The following is a 19226-nucleotide window of genomic DNA, read 5'->3' as shown; positions in this document are numbered from 1 at the left end:
TGCCTTCAAATCCGCTGTGGCATGCGTGAATGCCACCGGCATGAGCTTAGACTTGCTCCATGACCGGGATTGGACTGATTGAACCTTCTGCCGCACTGCATGCTTCCTTCATGCGGAGCACAACCGAATGGGCGGGGGCGGAGCAGGACGGGGCCTCGGTCTTCTACGCTGCCAAATACGGTTGGGATCTGCGCAACGCAGAAGACTTCGCGCAGTGGGTCCAGCTGCTCAAGGATCTGGAAAAGCCGCACTTCACGCCACCGGAAGGCTTCGTTGCGCAAAGCACCCTGTGGCTAGCGCACGACGATGAGTACTTGGGCGCGGTCAGCTTGCGTCACGAGCTGGGCAATGATTTCCTTCGCGAAGTCGGCGGGCACATCGGCTACGGCATACGCCCGGGCGCCCGTGGCAATCGCCTGGCCAGAACCGCGCTCGCCGGATCCCTGGAACAAGCCCGCAGCCTTGGCCTGCCGCGGGTCCTGCTTACCTGCAACGACTCCAATACTGCTTCGGCGCGAACCATCGAAGCTTGCGGCGGAGTCCTCGAACGCGTCACTCCGGTTGCCGAAATCGGGCCCCGCTTCGGCTCCACTGAGGACCTGCGACGCTATTGGATTGAACTGAGCTAGTTCGCTGGAAGCACCTCGCGGAATACGCGCAACGTATTTCCGCCCATGATGGCCGCGATTTCCGTATCCGAATAGCCGCGATTCATCAGTTCCTGGGTGATGATAGCAATCTGGCTGGCATCCCATGCGACGGTAGTTGCTCCGTCGAAGTCGCTGCCCAAACCGACGTGTTCGATTCCTGCGACCTTGATGACATGCTCCATCGCGTCCACCACCGAATCCACATCCAGGGTGCAGACCGCAGCGTCCCAGTAGCCAATTCCGATAACGCCGCCGGTCTCGGCTATGGCCTGGATCTGATCGTCAGTGAGGTTCCGGTTCACATCGCAGGTGGCTTGGACACCGCCGTGGCTGAAAACCACCGGTTCAGTAGCCAGGGAGAGGACTTCATTGAAAGCCGCGTCGCTGGAATGCGCCAGGTCGACGATGACCCCCAGCTCTTCCATGCGCTTGAGTGCAGCACGGCCAAGGTCGGTGAGCCCTGATTTCTCGACCCCGTGTTTGGAGCCGGCCACCGAGTTGTCGAAGAAGTGCGTGAACCCGGCCATGCGCATGCCATCGCTGAACAGGACATCCACGTTCCTGACGTCGCCCTCAAGATTATGCAGGCCCTCTACCGAGAAGAGGCCCCCGGTGACCTGCTGGCCGCTCTTGCGGTCCTTGAACAGCTGGTCGAGCTCGGCGGTGGTGGTGATGGTGCGCAGGGTGCCTTGCGAGTCGGCGGCGTCGTCGCGCAGTTTCTTGGCCTGGTAGCGCGAACGCTCCAGGAGCGAGAACCAGGTCTGAGGCGGTTGCAGCTGGACAATGCCCAGCAGCGTGATGTTATCCGATTCGGCGCTATTGGAGTCGTAATTCTGGCCGACGGGCGACTTGGAAACCGAGGAGAAGACCTGCAGGGCGACATTGCCTTCTTCCATGCGCGGCAGGTCGACATGGCCGCGGTCCGAGCGCTTGAGCAGCGAACGGTCCCACATCAAGGTGTCGGCATGCATGTCGGCAATCTGCAAGCGCGAATGCAGTTTCGCGGCGTCGTCGCCGACCGCTGGCAGACCCGCGGCCTCGATCTTATTGCGGGTGTTTTCCACGATGCCGGGAGCAAAAGCGAAGAATGCGGCCAAGAGGACTACCAGCGTGCCGGAAATCCAGAGGCCAAGACGTTTAAAAGAGCGAGATGTGGTGCGGGTCATAGGTGGAGGCTAGCAGATGTTACCGGTAAGTAGGAGTCTGTTTTTCCGGGTTAAAGTGCGCTACCGCGACCCGATGGCGAGCATCGAACCGCGGTAGCAGCAGGGGTGGAGCAGCAGGGAATTAGTGCTTGCCCACCATGGTGGAAACATCCAGAAGCTGATCGAGCTGTTCCTCGGTGACTTCACCGCGTTCAACGAAGCCCAAAGCGATGGTTGCTTCGCGTACGGTCAGCCCCTCGGCAACAGCCTTCTTGGCGATCTTGGCTGCGTTTTCATAGCCGATCAGCTTATTCAGCGGGGTGACAATCGATGGGGAAGCCTCGGCCAGGAAGCGCGCGCGTTCCACATTGGCCTTGATGCCGTCGATCATCTTTTCGGCCATCACCGTTGAGGTGCTGGACAGCAGGCGAATGGATTCGAGCAGGTTGGAGGCCATGACCGGGATGCCCACGTTCAGCTCGAAGGCGCCGTTGGTTCCGGCCCAAGCGATGGCGGTGTCGTTGCCGATGACCTGGGCTGCTACCTGGATGGTTGCCTCCGAAATGACCGGGTTGACCTTGCCGGGCATGATGGAGGATCCTGGCTGCAGATCAGGGATCGCAATTTCTCCCAAGCCGGTGTTGGGGCCGGAGCCCATCCACCGCAGGTCATTGGCGATCTTGATCAGCGAGATAGCGATGGTGCGCAAAGCTGCGGAGGCCTCGACCAGTCCGTCGCGGTTGGCCTGTGCTTCGAAATGGTTGCGCGCCTCGGTGATGGGCAGGCCGGTGTCTTCGCGCAGGAACTCGATGACCTGCTGCGGGAAGCCGTCTGGGGTGTTGATGCCGGTGCCTACCGCGGTGCCGCCCAGGGGAACTTCGGCAACGCGTGGCAGGGCCGCTTCGATGCGTTCAATGCCGTAGCGTACCTGTGCTGCGTAGCCGCCAAATTCCTGGCCAAGGGTGACTGGGGTGGCATCCATCAGGTGGGTGCGGCCGGATTTGACCACATCCTTGAACTCGGCGGACTTCGCCTCCAGCGAGGAAGCCAAGGTTCCGAGGGCCGGGACCAGGTCATTGAGCAGAGCTCCGGTGGCGGCAACATGCACGGACGTCGGGAAGACGTCGTTGGAAGATTGCGAGGCGTTCACGTGGTCGTTCGGGTGGACCTCGGTGCCGCTGTCCCGGGCCTTCAAGGCACGGGTGGCCAATTCGGCGAGAACTTCGTTGGTGTTCATATTCGAGCTGGTTCCGGAACCGGTCTGGAATACGTCGATGGGGAAGTGCTCGTCGTACTGCCCGGTAGCGACCTGATCGGCTGCGGCCACAATGGCCTCAGCGCGTTCTTCGTCGAGAACGCCGAGCGCCAGGTTGGCTCGTGCGGCGGCCTTCTTGACCTGGGCCAGGGCCTTGATATGCGAGGATTCCAAGGTCTTGCCCGAGATCGGGAAATTATCGACGGCACGCTGGGTTTGCGCGCGGTACAGGGCCTGAGCCGGAACTCGGACTTCGCCCATGGTGTCATGTTCGATACGGAAATCGTCACTGTTAGTCATGAGCCCAGAGTACGCCCGAACCGTCATCGAATGACAGGTCTCTGACGTAAACATCACAACCAACAGTGACGCTTCACCGATTTGGGAATAAAAGCCGTTTTACAAGGCTTTTCCTGAAGCTTGGAGCTTCTAGTCGAGGCCCAGGCTGGAGACCAGCTGGGCACGGCCATCGTGCAGGTGGTAGGCAACGCCGGCGACCGCGGTGCGGCCCTCTTCGATGGCCAGCGCGATGATGCTGGACAGGTCGACGAGACGGTCGGTGGTCTGCTTGACGTGCTCGACAACGGTGCCGTTCACGTCGGTGATGCCCTTGCGTTCGGCGGCATGGACTGAAGGGGTGATGTGCTCGACCAGGTCGCGAACGAAGCCCTTGGGCATGTTGCCAGTTTCCTTGGCTTGGATGGCGCTGGTAATCGCACCGCAGGAGTTATGCCCGAGGATGACGATCAACGGTACGTTCAGGGCGTCAACGGCGAATTCCAATGAACCGAGGCTTGCTGGATCCAGGACATGGCCCGCGGTACGCACCACGAACATGTCGCCCAAACCCACATCGAAAATGATCTCTGCCGCAAGGCGGGAATCAGAGCAGCCGAAGATGACAGCGAAAGGTTCCTGGCCGGAGATCAACTTCTGCCGCCGAGCACTGTCCTGGTTGGGGTGCTGGGTATCTTCGTTGACGAAACGGAAATTGCCGGCGCTGAGCTTTTCCCAAGCCTCTTTAGGCGTCAGGGTCGGTTGTGTTGATTCAGAGAGCATGACTCAGATTCTACGGGATGCTGTTCGAATATCGAATATATGACTGGCTTTTCCCGTGAACGTGACTTAATCCAGCTCGCTAGCGACCTGTTCGGCAACACTGTTCAGCTGTTCGGCCGAGGTGTCACTGGAAAGTACGACGGTGGAGTCCTTGAACTCGGAGATCAGGTACGTGCTCTGGTCCTTGATGCGCACTTCCCACCGCGCTCCGCCGATGGTGCGAGTTTCGGTGGGCGTCGCCGCATCGGTGATCAGGGCAATCCATGTCGGGTTGGCGTCAGCAGCCTGGCGAACCCACACGAAGTTCTTGTCTTCGAAGACTAAGCCGCATTCCCAATAGGGGACTCCCTGTGCAGTGTTAGCCTGCCAGCGAGCGAAGTTCGCGTATTCCTTGTCGCCCAGTTCCGGGGCGAAGATCTCAAAGCCAGAAATCTGTTCCGTCTGTTCCGCGGTGGCCTGCAGGTTGACGTCGCTTTCAAACGCGTCGTCCTTGGGCGGCGGGTTGAGCATGAGCACCGGAATGAGTATGGCAACCGTGAAGCCGATGGACAGCACCATGCCCTTGAAGGTCTGGTTCGCGCGCTTGGCCTGCTTCTCGGTGAGCTGCGGCTTGTACGGCAGATCCTCGAAGGTGGCATTCGGATCGTCGAGGCTTCGAGGGGACGCAGCAGGCGTCTGGGTACCGTTGGCCGTGTTGCCGGTAGCCGGGACGCTGTTCTCGGTGTTCTTCTCAGGTTGCACGCCTTCCATTCTCCCCGAAGATTCTGTGGAATTCGAACCAGAGTGCCCAAACGCACGTCGAACTATGAGCAGGCACTCCCGACACGAACTGTAAAGCGAAAACTCTAGAGGATAGAATGTCCTTGTTTGCATAGGCGCAATGACTACGACTCAGTGATGGGATCTTTCGTGACCGAAAAGAACAATTATGCCCACCTTTCTCCGCGACTGTCGGTTTCCGACGCGGAGCCGGACCGCAACCTAGCACTGGAGCTGGTGCGTGCAACCGAAGCGGCAGCCATCGCTTCCTCGCCGTGGGTCGGATTCGGTGACAAGAATGCCGCAGACGGTGCCGCAGTCGACGCCATGCGCGGCTTGCTATCCACCGTGAACTTCAACGGCGTTGTCGTGATTGGCGAAGGTGAAAAAGACGAAGCTCCAATGCTGTTCAACGGAGAACAGGTTGGCAGCGGCACCGGCGCCGAATGCGACGTCGCAGTCGACCCGATTGACGGAACCCGTCTGACCGCGCTGGGCCTGAACAACGCCCTGTCCGTGTTGGCCGTTGCCGACCGCGGTTCGATGTTCGACCCCTCCGCCGTGTTCTACATGGAGAAGCTGGTCACCGGGCCAGAAGCAGCAGAGCTCGTTGACCTCCGCCTGCCAGTGAAGCAGAACCTGCATCTGATAGCCAAGGCCAAGGGCAAGAAGGTCAGCCAGGTGACTGTGACCATCCTGGATCGCCCACGCCACGCTGGCCTGATCGAGGAGATCCGCGCGGCTGGTGCCCGCACCAAGCTGATTATGGACGGTGACGTTGCCGGCGCCATCGCCGCAACCCGCGAAGGCACTGGCGTTGACGCGCTGATGGGTGTCGGCGGCACCCCTGAAGGCATCGTGACCGCCTGCGCTATCAAGGCGCTGGGCGGCGTGATCCAGGGCCGCCTGTGGCCAACTGATGACGACGAGAAGCAGAAGGCCATCGACGCCGGCCACGAATTGGGCCGCGTGCTGACCACTAACGACTTGGTGACCTCGGATAACTGCTACTTCGCAGCGACCGGCATCACCGACGGCGACCTGCTGCGCGGTGTCCGCTACAAGGACAACCGCATCCACACCCAGTCGATCGTCATGCGTGCCAAGTCCGGCACCATCCGCTTCGTCGAGGGTGAGCACCACCAGGATAAGTGGGAAGCCTACACCCGCTAATCCGCATCTGATTGCAAAACTGCGAGCCATGGACTTGATTCAAGTCCATGGCTCGCAGTTTTGCGTTTGGCCCCTATAGTGCCACGAAGGGCCTCAGTGCAGTGCAGCTAGTCGATCTGAGCGCTGGCTGCGAAGAGCTGGCCCGGAACGGTGCCCTGCAAGATGGCGGTGGCTGGCAGTTCGGCCGCGGTGAGGAACAACGACTGCCCGCGGCTGATGCTGCGTTCGCCCTCGCGGGTGGCGACCAGGAACTCACCGGCGGTGCACAGCAGCACAGCGGCACCGTGCAGCTGCAGATCAGCGGCAAGGCCCGGCTCTATGGGATCGAGTACCTGCAGCTGGAACTCTTCGAAGTCGGGCTTGTACAAGCGGTCATGGGTATCAAGGGCCACCGGCTCCAGGATCGGGGCAGGGGAGGGGGCAGCAATGGTGACGTCCAGCAGTTCGGGAACATCGATATGCTTGCTGGTCAGGCCTCCACGCAGCACATTATCCGAATTGGCCATGACCTCGATTCCCAAACCGCGCAGGTAGGCGTGGACGTTGCCGGCGCCCAGGCTGATGGCCTGGCCAGGCTCCAGGAAGATCAAATTCAGCAGCAGTGCGACCAAGACCCCCGGATCGCCAGGATAGATCTTGTTGATCGAGGCTAGCTCGGCGAAATGGGCATTGCCGTGCAATTCGGGGCTGCCTTCCACTGCTTCGCTGATCTGCGCTACCAGCTGGGAAATTTCCTCCCCCGCGGTCAGCACATGCTTGAAAGTCCGGGCCAGCGGATCGGTGCCCTGCAGCAGGTCGAGCAGCTGGCCTATCGGTGCATGCGCCGAGTCCGGCAGCTGCGCGGCCAGGATCTGCAGGTCTTCAACAATCTGCGCTGGTTGGCGGAAGCCCGATAGCGCCACGAAGTCGGTCAGGGCAAAGAGCATCTCCGGCTTGTGGTTGTCATCGCGGTAGTTGCGGTCAGCAGCATCCAACGGCTTGCCGTCCGCGTTTTCCTGGGCGAAACGCTCTTGCGCCTGCATCAGCGTGGGGTGCGTCTGGATCGACAGCGGCTGGGTCGCCGAGAGCACCTTGAACAGGTAGGGCAGACGTCCGTAGCGCTGGGCGACTGCTGAACCCAGTATGTGCTCTGGATCCTGGGCGATGAAATCATTGAGCGCTGTCCCGCTATCGGAGATCCGGCTCGGGCACCCGGGATGGGCACCGAGCCACATCTCGGCCTGCGGGGTGGTTTCCGCGGGCAGATCGAGCAGATCGGAAATCTGCGAAGCAGATCCCCAGTGGTAGTCCCTAATCGCGTTTTTCAACTCGAACACGTCTTTTGACCATAGCCTTTCAGGAGCGGTAGTTGGGTCGCATGGCGGTCGGGGGGTCTTAACCGTTTACGGAACCGAGCATTCGTCGTTATTGGCCGCGATCTCTGAAATCAACGTGCGGTAGCCGGCCATTTCCAATTGCACCAAGTACTCTTCGGTGATCGGGCTGCCATCTGGCTGGGTGAATTCCGGGCTGTCCTCTTTCGACAGCTTCGGAGCATTGTTCACGTCAGTGGTTTCCGGCGCTTCTTCGGAAGCCTGGGTTGTTTCTTCCGGAGCCGAGGACTTGGAGGAGTCCTCGCTCTTTTCAGGATTGTCCTTCTTCTTTTCCTTCTTCTTCTCCGGCTCGTTCTGCTTTGCGATCAACGTCTGGATACGCTCTTGCAGCTTGTCGAAGTCGGGGTAGGTGGAGAAGCTGCGTTCGAAGTCCGGCGCACCGAGGGTCAAGCGGGCCATTGGCTCCTTGGAGACCTTCTCGGCCAGGGATACGAAGGAACCGAGCTGACCTGCTGGAATGTCGGTTTCAACCAGCTGTTCACCGGCGGACATGATCGAAGTGAAATTGCTCAGGATCGTTTGCGGCTTGAACTGCTTGATGATTCCCTGCTGCAAGCACTGCTGGCGCTTGATGCGGTGGTAGTCATCGGTGAAGTCGCGTGAGCGAGCAAACCACAATGCCTGCTTGCCGGTGAATTCGTGGGTGCCCGGTGCGAACCAGTGCGTGCGCACGGTGCTGTTTTCGTGGTATTTCCCGTTGTAGGGAACCCATCCGCCGGAGTCGATGGTGACCCCGCCCAATGCGTCGACAAACTGCTCGAACCCGGCCATGTTGATCATGACGTAGCCCTGGACAGGGAGCCCCGTGGTGCCTTCCAGCGCGTCCATGGCAGCTTGCGCGCCGACGTTCTTCACGGTCTCGGGGAAAGCATCCGCGTGCTCGGTTTCGGCATTGCGGTAGATGGCGTTGAAGATGCATTCGTCGCCGCAGTTGTAGCCTTCGGGCCAGATCTTCTCCATGGGCGAGCCCGGGGCGAAGCGTGCGCTCTGGAAGTTGCGCGGCACCGAGATCAGCAAGCTCTTGCCGGTTTTGGCATCAACAGAAAGCAGAGCCGCAACGTCGGTGCGGACGCCTTCGCGGTTGGCACCGGAGTCGGCACCGAACACTGCGATGTTGTAGCGCCCGTCGACTGGCTCGAAGGCGGGTCCTTCATCGAATACGGCCACAATGGTTTCGCGTCCGGTATTCAGCAGCGAGGCGCCGTAGATGAAGACACCGCTGGTGGCCACCACGGCTGCCAGGGTGAAAATGGTAACGATGGCACGCATGCCAGGGGCCAGCAGCTTAGGCCGGATAATCACCAAGGTGTTGATGAACATGATCAGCCAGCCCAGGGCCAGCGTGCCGAGCACGATGATCAAGAACAGCTGGAAGTTCGGGTGGGCAACCCAGCCGAGAATGATCGAACGATCAATGAAGTACAGGGCAACCAGCGCAAGAATGGCCAGCCAGCAGGCCATGGTGATGGACACTGCGATCCGTCCAAGCTTGCGATTTCCCGCGACCAGCTGAGCGCCGCCGGGGAAGAAGATGGTCAGCAGGACCAGGATCAGAGCCCGCTTGCTGCGCTGCGGAGAGCTGATGGTCTCCGGCTGGCGCAACGGACTTGGTGCGCGGTGACTGGCAGAACCCATGTACTTTTGGACTTTCCCTAGGAAGCGAAATTCTCGTTGGCAACTTCAGCGCGCAAAGCCGAACCCTTGGCATGGGCTTGCTCGCGCAGTGAATCTGCAAACTGAAGCAACTTTACCTGTAACGATTCGGCTAGCTCATCGGTTCCCGCTGCGAGCATGCGCACAGCCAGCAGGCCGGCATTGCGTGCTCCGCCAATGGAAACAGTTGCTACGGGGACTCCTGCAGGCATCTGGACGATGGAGAGCAGGGAGTCCATTCCATCTAGTTTAGCCAGTGGAACTGGAACTCCGATCACCGGCAGCGGTGTAACAGCTGCAAGCATGCCCGGAAGATGCGCTGCACCGCCTGCGCCGGCGATGATTGCGCGCAGTCCGCGTTCGTGGGCTTTCTTGCCGTAATCGATCATTTCTTCTGGCATGCGGTGCGCCGAAACGACGTCCGCTTCAAAAGGGATTCCGAATTCGGCCAGTGCCTGTGCGGCCAGGCGCATGACCGGCCAATCGGAATCAGAACCCATTACGAGGCCGACCAGTGGTGCTTCAGACATGAGATATTTCCTTGCGGTGTTCTAGTAAGAGCCGCTGCCCGGTACACGGCAGCGGCTCTTGATCAAAATAAAGTCTAGACGGCGGCTTCGATGCCGTCGCGGATGAGCGCGGCAACCTTATTGGCCTGCGAACGAAGTTCATCTACGCTTTGCCCGGCGTTAGCCACAACGTTGACGTGGCCGATCTTGCGGCCCGGGCGCACGGACTTGCCGTAGGCATGGACTTTGACTTCTGGCGCGGCGGCCAAGGCGGCTTGGAAAGCCGAGTAGAGGTCCTGGTTGGCGCCGCCGAGATAGTTCTTCATCACAGTCACGCCCAGCTCGCGGGTTTCGCCCAGCGGCAGATCCAGAACCGCACGCAGGTGCTGCTCGAATTGGCTGGTGACCGAACCGTTCATGGTCCAGTGGCCGGTGTTGTGCGGGCGCATGGCCAATTCGTTGATCACGAAACCGGCTCCTGAACCTGGGGTTTCAAAGAGCTCTGCGGCCATGACTCCGGTGACGCCGAATTCTTCGGCGATGCGCAAGGCCGCATCGGCTGCGGTGGCCGCGGTGGCTTCGTCAATATCCTGGGCAGGCGCGATCACTTCATCGCAGACTCCATCAACCTGGATGGTGTGGACCACGGGCCAAGCCTTGGCCTCGCCTGAAGGGGTGCGGGCTACCAACGCGGAAAGTTCGCGGGAGAACTCGACCTTGTCCTCGGCCAGCAGCGGGCCATGGGCGAACCAGTCGGCGGAATCCTTGGCGTCTTGGGCATTGTCCAGCATGCGCACGCCCTTGCCGTCGTAGCCGCCGCGCGGGGTCTTGAGCACAATGGGCCAGCCGGTCTGCTCACCGAAAGCGATCAGGGCATCGACATCGTCAACCTTGGCCCACGCAGGGTTCGGAAGTCCGAGGCGTTCGATGGCCTCGCGCATGACCAGCTTGTCCTGGGCATGGATCAGCGCAGCCGGACGGGGCTGGATGTTGACGCCCTCATTGATCAGGGTGGTCAAGAATTCGTTGGGCACGTGCTCGTGGTCAAAGGTGACAACGTCCTTGCCCTTGGCGAATTCACGCAGGGTTTCGAGGTCTTTGTAGTCGCCTACAGGAGCGTCGGGAACGCTTCGCGCAGCTGAAACATCAGGACCTTCGGCAAGAACATGCAGTTCGAAACCTAGGTTCAGGGCCTCGGGGGCCATCATTCGGGCTAGCTGCCCGCCACCAATCACACCAATTTTTGGAAAGCTCACGATTACAAGGGTATCGAAAGCGACGTTGAGAATCGCATGCGCGTTGTCTGATTACTCTCACAATTCGGTCAATTTCCAGAAAGTGCCGATAAAATAGCAAGATCGCGCGCTTCTCGTAGTGCTTAGCGCGCCTTGTTACTGCTAGCCAGACGGGAACAATATTCCCTGGAGGACAATTGCTCGAGCGCATCAAACTCAAAATAGCCGGACTCATCTCGTTGCTGTGGCGCGAGGTGGCGAAGTTCGGCGTCGTCGGTGGCGTTGCGTTCATCATCGACTCGGGGATCTACGTCTGGCTCCTGCACGGTTCCATGAGCGATTCCCAGGTTAAAGCGAAAATCATTGCTGGCGTCGTCGCGACGATGTTCTCTTGGGTGGCCAACCGCTACTGGACTTTCCGCCACCGCCGCCAGGCCAATGTGGTGCGCGAGCTCGTGATGTTCATCATCATGAATGCCATCGGCTTGGGCATTGCCGCGGCCTGCGTATGGGTCACCAAATACTGGCTGGGCTTGACCGATCCCACCTCGGTGTTCATTGCCGGTTCGGTAGTCGGCTTGGTGCTCGGCACCATCTTCCGTTTCTTCGCCTACCGTTTCTGGGTCTTCGGCAGCGCGATGGATGCGGAGGAAGAATTCGCCCACGACCACGAAGTTCTGGGCAATCACAAGGCCGATACCGGCGCTGACGCAGCGCACTCCGCTGGCCAGGCCGATACCGGCACGGTACCGACGGTGGCTCGCTAATCCGCTGGTTGGTAGTCGAAGTTAATGCGTTCGCCGTCGCGCAGGCGCTGGGTCACTTCCATCCCGTCTTCTACTAGCACAATTCCGTCACCCGCTGCCCACTGGCCAATGGCGAAGGGCAGCAAGGAGAGCACGGGTTGCTGAGCACGCACTAGAATTGTTCCTTGCGCCTTAGCTTCGGTATCGAATAACGCAGCAAGGCTGACCGGGGTGTCACCATTGGTTGCGATGGCTGAGGCATCACCAGTTACTGGCGAGGGATAGAACTGATCCCCGTAGGTACGCACGGAGGCATTGAAGTCTTCTGCGACAGGGCCGAGATCCGAGCCGAAGGACAGCGCGAGAGCTGCCGGGTTCACGGCAAGGATTTCAGAGCTGCTGGGGATGCGCTCATCATCCGGTTGGGCTGTCACCCACACCGATGCCTGCTGTGCATCATCATGCCCAGCATCGACCAGCGTGGCGCCATGGTGCAGCGCGGCCAGGGCTACGACCAGGGACTTCCAATGCGCCGGCAAATCGAGCACCACGATCGAGTCTTCATCGAGGTCGAAAACCTCGCCCAAGAGATTGGCGCTTTTCGCGACCCAATTGTCAAATACCCGTCCGGACAGCTCGATGCGTTCCCCGCTGACGGAGTACCAGGTGAGCCATGGGGAGGCTGAACTGCGTCGCGGCGCGAGAAGATTCTCGACAAATGTTCGTGATTGTAGGCTATTGCTCACTGGATGTCCTTAAATTTAATTACTGAGAATTCACCGAGAATTCAGCCAAGACGGGACTCGCCCACCTCATGTGCGTCTTTTGACGGCGTGTTGTGCCGGGAGTTTCCTGAGAACTCTTCTTAGAATGACCTCCCCGCTTGACTCTAGCGGAGTTACACGGCTGTAATTAGATGGTGAGTCCGGGCAGGTTCATCACTTTTCGCTAGTTCGATGGAATAAATGCTGCCGGATGGATCGGGAGCAATGACGGCCCGATCTCCTCAAACCAATCGAAAGGTCAACATCACCATGGCGAATCTGGAGCAGGGGTACTCCGAATTTTCGACCTCGGCTGTTGCGTCGGCTCAATACGGGCTGGAGGACGCACCATCCGACTGGTTTGTCGATCCTCAAGCCGGTGAGTCCGCACGGGTTGCAGTTGCAGCCGATCTGGAGACCGCGGCCGACAGCTACCTGAAAGAGCGCGACACGTTATCCGACACCGAAGAAATCTCCTCGGTTGGCTCGTGGGCTCCTGAGCTCGACGAGGATGACGAAGTGCGCGAAACCATCAAGGCAGTTTGGCTTGGTGTTGGCGGCGAAGTTGACGAGGGCGAGCTGGGCTGGCAGGCCCGTGCTCTGTGCGCACAGACTGACCCCGAAGCGTTCTTCCCTGAAAAGGGCGGATCGACTCGCGACGCGAAACGTGTCTGCGGCGCATGTGTTGTCCGTTCGGAATGTCTAGAATATGCCTTGAGCAATGACGAGCGCTTCGGAATCTGGGGAGGGCTCTCAGAGCGCGAACGTCGCCGTCTACGGAAACGAGCAATCTAATTCGTCCGCCAATTCATGTCACCGCCATCGTTGCTTCGCACGATGGCGCTGACTTTTTACCACGCACTTTGGCCGCACTGCGAAACCAGTCCCGGCCTATCGAACGCTTCGTCGGAGTTGACGCTTCGTCCTCTGACGCATCGCTAGAGGTCCTGCGGGCGAACTTGCCGTCCAACTCCGCCTTGCTGGTGGCCGATGAAGGATCCCTGGGGCTGTCGCTGGAAGTAGCGGTGTCGCAACTTCCCGAAGCGCGTTCGGACCGTGATGAATGGTTATGGATTATCCACGATGACTCCATGCCTGCTCCCGACGCGCTGGAACAGCTGACTCGGACCGTTGAGGCCTCCGAATCGGTATCCATTGCCGGTTGCAAGCTGCTGGACATCGATAACCCGCGCCACCTGGTCGAGGTGGGGTTGAGCGTGGACCGCAAGGCCCAGCGCCTGACCATGATCGATATCGACGAAGTCGACCAGGGCCAGTACGACGGACGAAGCGATTACTTTGCCGTGTCCTCGGCCGGCACGTTTATCCGGCGCGAGGTCTTTGAGCAGCTGGGCGGATTCGACCCGGCTATTCCGGGCCGTGGCGACGACGTGGACCTATGCTGGCGCAACCGCCTGGCCGGCCACCGCGTGGTCGTGGTGCCAAGTGCCAAGATGTACCACCAGGTCGAGGTCGTCGACTCGCTGGCAGGCCCGCGCGAAGCCAAGCGCTCGGAAGTCTTCCAGCGCTTGAAGTTCGCTTCGCCTTTGGAACTGCCGTTCTTGTGGATTGGATTGCTGCTCGGCGGCATCGGCCACTTCCTCGTAGCATTGCTGGCCAAGGACCCGGGGCATGGCTTCAGCCACCTGGCTTCGGTCCTGCGCGGACTGTTCTCCCCGGGCAAGCTGGCCGCTTCACGTCGCAACGTCGCCCAGATCCGCGAGATTCCACGCCGCCAGGTCCGCAAGCTGATGGTCTCCGGCGCACAGGTGCGCGAATACCGCCGCAATGTGAACACCGGGCGTGCCGATGGCGAGGTCTACGGGGATGGCAGTGGCGCCGACGCGATGGTTGAACCTAGCGGTGACAACTTCTCCGACTTCGTGCGAATCGCCCGTCCGCCGCGCACCACCGCAGTACTCTCGCTGATTCTGGCACTCTTGCTCTCCGGGGCCGCTTCACTGGTTGCTTGGCGCAGCCTGCTTGGATCCACTGCTTTGTCCGGCGGCGCGCTGCGCCCGCTGTCCAACAGCAACCAGGAAATCGGCGCCAACGCCCTATCGTGGTGGCAGAACATCACCACCGGATTGAGCGCTCCGCCGGATAACTCCGATGTGCTGTTCTGGCTTTTCTCGCTGGTGACTTTCAACCATGCCAACGAAGCTTCGATCTATCTTTTCTTCGCCGCGATGCCGTTGGCCGCCCTGACCGCGTGGTGGGGCATTGGCGCGGTGAGCCGTTCGCGTGCTGTCCGGTTCTTCGCCGCATTGATCTGGGCCCTATTGCCTTCGCTGGTCTCTTCGCTGGCCTCGGGACGAGTCGGCTCAGTATTGATCCACATCTTGCTGCCGCTGTTCTTCCTGGCAATTATCCGTGCCATGAATGCCCATGTGGCCATCGAAGGCGCGAAGCCCAAGAACCCGAAGCAGCAATCCGTATCCGCATGGACCGCTTCGGCTAGCGCCGCCTTGCTGCTCTGGGTGATCTCCGCCGGTTCCGTTTCATTCTTCCTGACCGCCAGCATCCTGATTTACGTTTTGGCCATCTTCTCGGTGCGCCGCGCACGCAGCCTGTGGTGGATCCCGCTGCCTGCAATCGTGTGGAATCTTCCGCTGCTGTTTGCCGGCCTAGGCGATCTGCGGCTGCTGTTCACCGAGCCCGGCGCGGCGCGCGCGTTCTCGCCAGCTGCCCCATGGCAGATGCTGCTGGGCTTCCCGGAATCCTTCGACGCCAACGCCTCGCTGGTGGGTTGGGACTTCCTGCCCGCCGGTCCGTGGGCGTTGGTTGCCGCACTGCTGGTCGGGGCTCCAATCATCGTGCTGGCTGTTTTCGGGACCTTGAGTTCTTCGCTCAGCCACAGTTCCAGCATGCGCCGGAACTCCCGCCGCCTGCTGTGGGGCGCAGTCCTGTCGCTGGCAGCGGGATGGGCCGTCGGTTTTGTCCCGTTCACCTTGGACTCGCACACCGCGGTGAGCGCCTACACCGGTCCGTTCGTCTCCTTTGCCATGTTTGCATTGCTTGCAGCTGCCGCCAACGCGCTAGCTGCCCTGCGCCATGAAGATCAGCCGCGCTCGATGCGGACGCAGGGTTCTCGTCCGGCGATGAGCCTGATGGCCGCATTCAGCGTGCTCGCGGTTCTCGCTTCCGGCGCCGTGCTGCTTGGCGCCCAGCTGAATCCGGCCGCGGAGTCCGAAACGCTGACGTCCCTGAATTCGGCCCAGCAGGTCCACAGCTCCCAGCCTCGCACACTGCCTGCCACGGCAGCCGATGCGGGCCGCTCCGAATTCCAGAAGCGCACCTTGGTGCTCAGCCCGCGTTCCTCCGGTGAAATCGACAGCCAGTTGGTTTCGGGTTCCGGTGAAACCCTGGACAGCATCAGCCGCTACTCGCAGGTCAAGCAGCTGACCGGACCGCTGCTGGATCCTGAACGCAATGAAGCTTCTGCCACCGCGCAGGTTCAGAGCAAAGCCGTAGCGATGCTGCTCTCCGAGTCTGCATTGGATTCGCGCGAATCGTTGCGCGACTTGGGCGTGGGCTTTGTCGTGCTCAACGAGACTGGTGAATCTGTCCCAGCGACCGTTCGCATCCTGGATGCGGCCACTGGGCTGGCATCGGTCGGCCAGACCGACAGCGGCTGGTTGTGGCGAGTGGATTATGAAGCCGATGAAGAGAATCAGGGCGCTGGATTTGCCCGCGTTGTCGCTGAAAACGGAGACGTGAGCGTATTGCCGACCCAGCGTGGCAAGATCGCCAATCTGGAAATTCCGGCTTCTGATGCCAAGCGGACCCTGGTTCTTGCAACAGCGTCGGATCCGAAGCTGCGGGCCAGCGTTGATGGCGAATCCCTGCGTTCGGTGTCCTATCCCGAGGATTCGGAAACTCGATGGGCCCAGGCCTACAAGCTTCCTGCCGAGGGCGGCAAGCTGACGTTGTCGCACAAGGACTCCACGGCCATACCGGTTCTGGTGCTCAGCGCGATAGTTCTGCTGATTACCGTCCTCTTGGCCATTCCAGTGCCAAGCTCGCGGCGATTCGCCAACTACCGCAACAACGAATACCGCTTCCGTGAACCACGCGACGAAAATGAAGAACTCGCCGACGGCTCGGCCGTTTTGGCGGCCGCCGAAGTCCAGAGCCCGGCTACCGGCACCATGCCACTGAGCCGCCGCGAGGCACGCGAACGCGCCAGCGAGATTCGTGAGAACTTGACCCCGAAGCTCAGCGACCGGATTTCGGACGCCGATGCCGAGCAGGAGAAGAAGTAGTGAGCGACGAGAAGAACGTGAACTCAGCGGATTCTGCTGACAAGCCAACTGAACAGACTCCGGCCCCGAAGCCGGCCTCCGCGCAACCAGAAGCCAAGGACACCACCCCAGTGTCGGCGACACTATCGCGTGCTGAGACAAAGGCTGCCAAGGCCCGGGCCAAGGTCGATGCCAAATTGGACAAGGCCCGCGCCAAGGAAGCCCAAGCCCGGTCCAAGGCCGAAGCGAAGAACGCCGAGAAAGCGGCGAAGGCTGAAGCCAAGGCCGCTCAGCGGGAAGAACCAAAGGCAAAGCCGCAGCCTGAGGCGAAGTCAGGGAACAAGGACGCCAAGGAAACGGTGCCCACCGCGCAGGCTGCCCAGGCGAAGGCTCAAGGCGAACCGGCGGAACAGAAGCCGGCTCCCAAGCCGGACTCCGTTCAAGCCGGATCGGAGCAGCCCGAGGCTGCGCACGCCAAACTGCCTGCAGCTGATGCAGCCGCCGCGGGCACCACTGATGCAGCTGCGCAGCCGGAACACTCCCAGGGCGCCGAGCCTGCCAAGAACGCCGGCCCAGCCGCGGCTGGAAGCAAGACGGGGCCTGGTGCCGCCCAGGACGCTGGACCGAAGAAGCCTGCAGCTCAGGACCCTGTAGTTGTTCCCGAACCAGTCAAGCCGCCGGCCGCAGAAGCGGCTAGGGCTTCGGGGAAGCAGAACGATGCCGGGGACTCCTCGTGGCAGCAAGGCGCAGCTGCGCAAGTTGCCGGCGTGGCAGCCACTGGTGCCGCAGCTGGCGCTGGTTCCACCGAGGCTGAGAAGAACCAGCCGGCCGGCCCCAAGCCTGGAGAAGAAGCCGCGAAGGCATCAGAACCGGAAGATCCGAAGGCTGCCAAGCGCCGCCATCGGCTGGAGAAGGTTCGCGCGCGGAACGCCGCGAAGGAAGAACTTGCCGCTGCCAGTGCGCTGGCTGCGCCTGCAGCCGGGCCGCAGACGGAATCGGTGGACGGCAACGTCTCGAAGCGTCGCCAGAAGCTGGACAAGGCCCGCGCCGCGGCCTCCAAGGATGCGGCAGCCGCGCCGACGCGCAAGAAGACCGGAGCGGTTCTGCTCAGCCTGGTTGCCGTTGCGGCTGCCGGCGCTGCAGTGGGTGCCGGATCAATTTTTGCCCCGGCACCGGCCGAAAAGTCGTTGCCAGCTGCCGTGACGAACCTGCCCGCAGGTGACTCCAGCAGCGTTTGCTCGGCAACCCCGCAGCTGCTCAAGGGCGTGGAAGGCACCGATGCGCAGTTCGCCCCAGGTGCCAAGGACATTTCCAGCAACCTGCGCAGCATTGCCGTTTCGGATCTGGCCAAGCGCATTCCGGGCTCATCCTTCACCAAGCTCGACGGCAGCGGCGCGCATGAGCTGACTGGACGCATCGCTGAGGATGAAGCTGCCGAGGCCCGTGGCGCTGATGATGAGGGCCTGACCGGCCGCGCCAGCAAGATTTCAACTGCCAACGATATCGATGACGCCCAGGTCTACACCTTGCAGCCGCTGGGCGAACTCGCTTCGAAGGGCAGCGCCGTGCGCAGCTACCAAGCCAAGGAAGGCGACCTGGCAGGGCTTGCTGCCGCAACGTGCCAGGCCCCGGCGTCCAACTGGCGATTCACCGGCCTGCAGACAAGTACCGGATCCACCAGCGTGATGCATTTGGCCAACCCAACGCATACCACTGCCCAGGTGTCCCTGCGGCTTCGAGGTCCAGACGGCTTGATCGACACCTCGACGCTGCAGAACATTGTCCTGGCAGCGGGGGAGAGCCGGGCCATCGTGCTCGGCGGCTACGCGCAGAACCTGAATTCTGTTTCGGCTGAAATCACCAGTGTTGGCGGAAAAATCACTGCATCGGTCCAACAGGCCGCCCTGCGCGGTTTGACCCCGTCGGGTGTTGAACTGGTCAGCGCCAACGCGACGGCTTCCAATAGCCAGGTGATTCCGGGAGTGTGGATCGAGAGCAAGGAGAATATTTCCAAGCTCAGCAAGGACAACAAGTCGTTGGTTCCACAGCTGCACGTTGCGGCAACAGGCTCCTCGGGCGCTGGATTCAAGGTGAAGGTCCTGGGCGAAGACGGCGAAGTCGCCGCCAGCTTCGACGATAACCTCGCCGTCGACTCCGACGCGACGAAGATTGTGGATCTGACCCAGCTGGCTGGTGGCTATTACACGGTAGTTGTCGAGTCCGATGCTCCGGTCACCGCAGCGGTGAAGATGGTTCGCGGTGCGGACCCGAAGGACTCCTCGGACACTGCCTGGGCGGTGAGCTCCAACGCGCTAGCCGGTACGCAGGCCATGCCGCTGTCGGCTAATGGCACTGGGAAATTCGCCATCGCCGCCGTAGCTGCAGACTCAGCGGTGGAAGCAGTGGTGGTTAATAAGGACGGCAAGCTGGAGGAACCGAAGAAACTCCAGATCAAGGCCGGGCAGAATGTTGTCTTTGACCCGAAATCTGTCTCCGAAGATGCCCAAGCAGTCATCTTCTCGACAGATGCCAACGCTTACCTGGCCCAGCTGGTGCTCGGTTCCGAACGTTCCATCGCTTGGGCTGCCATGCCACAGGCGAATGCCGGACGCGACGGCATTGTGGTGAACATCGGCGGCTAGGAATCCGCCATTAAGGAAC

15 protein-coding genes are annotated in these 19226 nt (G+C 61.0%); 6 read left to right on the top strand and 9 right to left on the bottom strand.

Features of this window, described 5'->3' with window-relative positions; genetic code table 11:
- Positions 1 to 59 precede the first annotated feature (59 nt).
- On the top strand, positions 60 to 629 hold the full coding sequence (locus ACIOU9_RS08065; protein WP_332594728.1) for a GNAT family N-acetyltransferase: 570 nt from the start codon (positions 60 to 62) through the stop codon (positions 627 to 629).
- Here the strand turns inward: ACIOU9_RS08065 and ACIOU9_RS08060 are convergent.
- The 4 genes from ACIOU9_RS08060 to ACIOU9_RS08045 all read right to left on the bottom strand — a co-directional run bounded on the left by ACIOU9_RS08060 (position 626) and on the right by ACIOU9_RS08045 (position 4850).
- A complete protein-coding gene (locus tag ACIOU9_RS08060) occupies positions 626 to 1816 on the bottom strand; it encodes a dipeptidase (RefSeq protein WP_402696486.1) in 1191 nt (396 codons plus the stop codon). The two genes, ACIOU9_RS08065 and ACIOU9_RS08060, sit on opposite strands and share 4 nt — an antisense overlap.
- Positions 1817 to 1937: 121 nt before the next feature.
- The gene (locus ACIOU9_RS08055) at positions 1938 to 3350 is read right to left on the bottom strand and encodes a class II fumarate hydratase (RefSeq protein ID WP_105657458.1); all 1413 of its coding nucleotides are present in this window, start codon (positions 3348 to 3350) and stop codon (positions 1938 to 1940) included.
- Between the two features lie 129 nt (positions 3351 to 3479).
- Positions 3480 to 4109, bottom strand: a complete 630-nt coding sequence (locus ACIOU9_RS08050) for a carbonic anhydrase (protein ID WP_105657459.1) — start codon at positions 4107 to 4109, stop codon at positions 3480 to 3482.
- Positions 4110 to 4175: 66 nt separating this feature from the next.
- On the bottom strand, positions 4176 to 4850 hold the full coding sequence (locus tag ACIOU9_RS08045) for a DUF4245 domain-containing protein (protein ID WP_402696485.1): 675 nt from the start codon (positions 4848 to 4850) through the stop codon (positions 4176 to 4178).
- 156 nt (positions 4851 to 5006) lie between these two features.
- On the opposite strand from ACIOU9_RS08045, the gene glpX reads away from it, so the two are divergent.
- Complete coding sequence (gene glpX / locus ACIOU9_RS08040; protein ID WP_105657461.1) at positions 5007 to 6041, top strand: class II fructose-bisphosphatase; 1035 nt, start codon at positions 5007 to 5009, stop codon at positions 6039 to 6041.
- 107 nt (positions 6042 to 6148) lie between these two features.
- Here the strand turns inward: glpX and manA are convergent, their stop codons facing one another.
- The 4 genes from manA to ACIOU9_RS08020 form a co-directional block, all read right to left on the bottom strand.
- Positions 6149 to 7357 (bottom strand): mannose-6-phosphate isomerase, class I, encoded by a 1209-nt coding sequence (gene manA, locus ACIOU9_RS08035; RefSeq protein WP_402696484.1) that lies wholly within the window; start codon positions 7355 to 7357, stop codon positions 6149 to 6151.
- Positions 7358 to 7423: 66 nt separating this feature from the next.
- Complete coding sequence (locus ACIOU9_RS08030; RefSeq protein WP_402696483.1) at positions 7424 to 9049, bottom strand: LCP family protein; 1626 nt, start codon at positions 9047 to 9049, stop codon at positions 7424 to 7426.
- Positions 9050 to 9066: 17 nt separating this feature from the next.
- The gene (purE, locus tag ACIOU9_RS08025) at positions 9067 to 9597 is read right to left on the bottom strand and encodes a 5-(carboxyamino)imidazole ribonucleotide mutase (RefSeq protein WP_105657464.1); all 531 of its coding nucleotides are present in this window, start codon (positions 9595 to 9597) and stop codon (positions 9067 to 9069) included.
- A gap of 74 nt (positions 9598 to 9671) precedes the next feature.
- Positions 9672 to 10832: a 5-(carboxyamino)imidazole ribonucleotide synthase gene (locus ACIOU9_RS08020; RefSeq protein WP_105661717.1), complete on the bottom strand. Its 1161-nt coding sequence runs from the start codon at positions 10830 to 10832 to the stop codon at positions 9672 to 9674.
- Positions 10833 to 11008: 176 nt separating this feature from the next.
- Here ACIOU9_RS08020 and ACIOU9_RS08015 point away from each other — a divergent pair, with 176 nt between their 5' ends.
- A complete protein-coding gene (locus ACIOU9_RS08015) occupies positions 11009 to 11578 on the top strand; it encodes a GtrA family protein (protein ID WP_105657466.1) in 570 nt (189 codons plus the stop codon).
- On the opposite strand, the gene ACIOU9_RS08010 is transcribed toward ACIOU9_RS08015, so the two are convergent.
- Positions 11575 to 12303 (bottom strand): TIGR03089 family protein, encoded by a 729-nt coding sequence (locus ACIOU9_RS08010; protein ID WP_146112920.1) that lies wholly within the window; start codon positions 12301 to 12303, stop codon positions 11575 to 11577. The genes ACIOU9_RS08015 and ACIOU9_RS08010 overlap by 4 nt on opposite strands.
- 288 nt (positions 12304 to 12591) lie before the next feature.
- Here ACIOU9_RS08010 and ACIOU9_RS08005 point away from each other — a divergent pair, with 288 nt between their 5' ends.
- The 3 genes from ACIOU9_RS08005 to ACIOU9_RS07995 are packed head-to-tail and all read left to right on the top strand — an operon-like array spanning position 12592 to position 19207.
- A complete protein-coding gene (locus ACIOU9_RS08005; protein WP_402696659.1) occupies positions 12592 to 13116 on the top strand; it encodes a WhiB family transcriptional regulator in 525 nt (174 codons plus the stop codon).
- Positions 13062 to 16586 carry a glycosyltransferase family 2 protein gene (locus tag ACIOU9_RS08000; protein ID WP_402696657.1) on the top strand — a complete coding sequence of 1175 codons (3525 nt, stop codon included), beginning with the start codon at positions 13062 to 13064 and terminating at the stop codon, positions 16584 to 16586. Before ACIOU9_RS08005 ends, ACIOU9_RS08000 begins: the two co-directional genes overlap by 55 nt.
- Positions 16586 to 19207, top strand: coding sequence for a DUF5719 family protein (locus ACIOU9_RS07995; protein WP_402696481.1), 2622 nt, complete (start codon positions 16586 to 16588; stop codon positions 19205 to 19207). The genes ACIOU9_RS08000 and ACIOU9_RS07995 overlap by 1 nt, the downstream gene beginning before the upstream one ends.
- The last annotated feature ends 19 nt before the right edge of the window (positions 19208 to 19226 follow it).

This window comes from Glutamicibacter sp. NPDC087583 (assembly GCF_044743685.1).
GTDB lineage: Bacteria > Actinomycetota > Actinomycetes > Actinomycetales > Micrococcaceae > Glutamicibacter.
Note: the sequence above shows the minus strand (reverse complement) of the source record. Positions and strands in the feature narration are given on the sequence as shown.

Bases quoted from the DNA above. Each gene is read 5' to 3' on its own strand.
- purE (WP_105657464.1), bottom strand. From the start codon at position 9,597: ATGTCTGAAGCACCACTGGTCGGCCTCGTAATGGGTTCTGATTCCGAT.
- glpX (WP_105657461.1), top strand. From the start codon at position 5,007: ATGGGATCTTTCGTGACCGAAAAGAACAATTATGCCCACCTTTCTCCG.
- ACIOU9_RS08055 (WP_105657458.1), bottom strand. From the start codon at position 3,350: ATGACTAACAGTGACGATTTCCGTATCGAACATGACACCATGGGCGAA.
- ACIOU9_RS08050 (WP_105657459.1), bottom strand. From the start codon at position 4,109: ATGCTCTCTGAATCAACACAACCGACCCTGACGCCTAAAGAGGCTTGG.
- ACIOU9_RS08060 (WP_402696486.1), bottom strand. From the start codon at position 1,816: ATGACCCGCACCACATCTCGCTCTTTTAAACGTCTTGGCCTCTGGATT.
- ACIOU9_RS08065 (WP_332594728.1), top strand. From the start codon at position 60: ATGACCGGGATTGGACTGATTGAACCTTCTGCCGCACTGCATGCTTCC.
- ACIOU9_RS08030 (WP_402696483.1), bottom strand. From the start codon at position 9,049: ATGGGTTCTGCCAGTCACCGCGCACCAAGTCCGTTGCGCCAGCCGGAG.
- ACIOU9_RS08005 (WP_402696659.1), top strand. From the start codon at position 12,592: ATGGCGAATCTGGAGCAGGGGTACTCCGAATTTTCGACCTCGGCTGTT.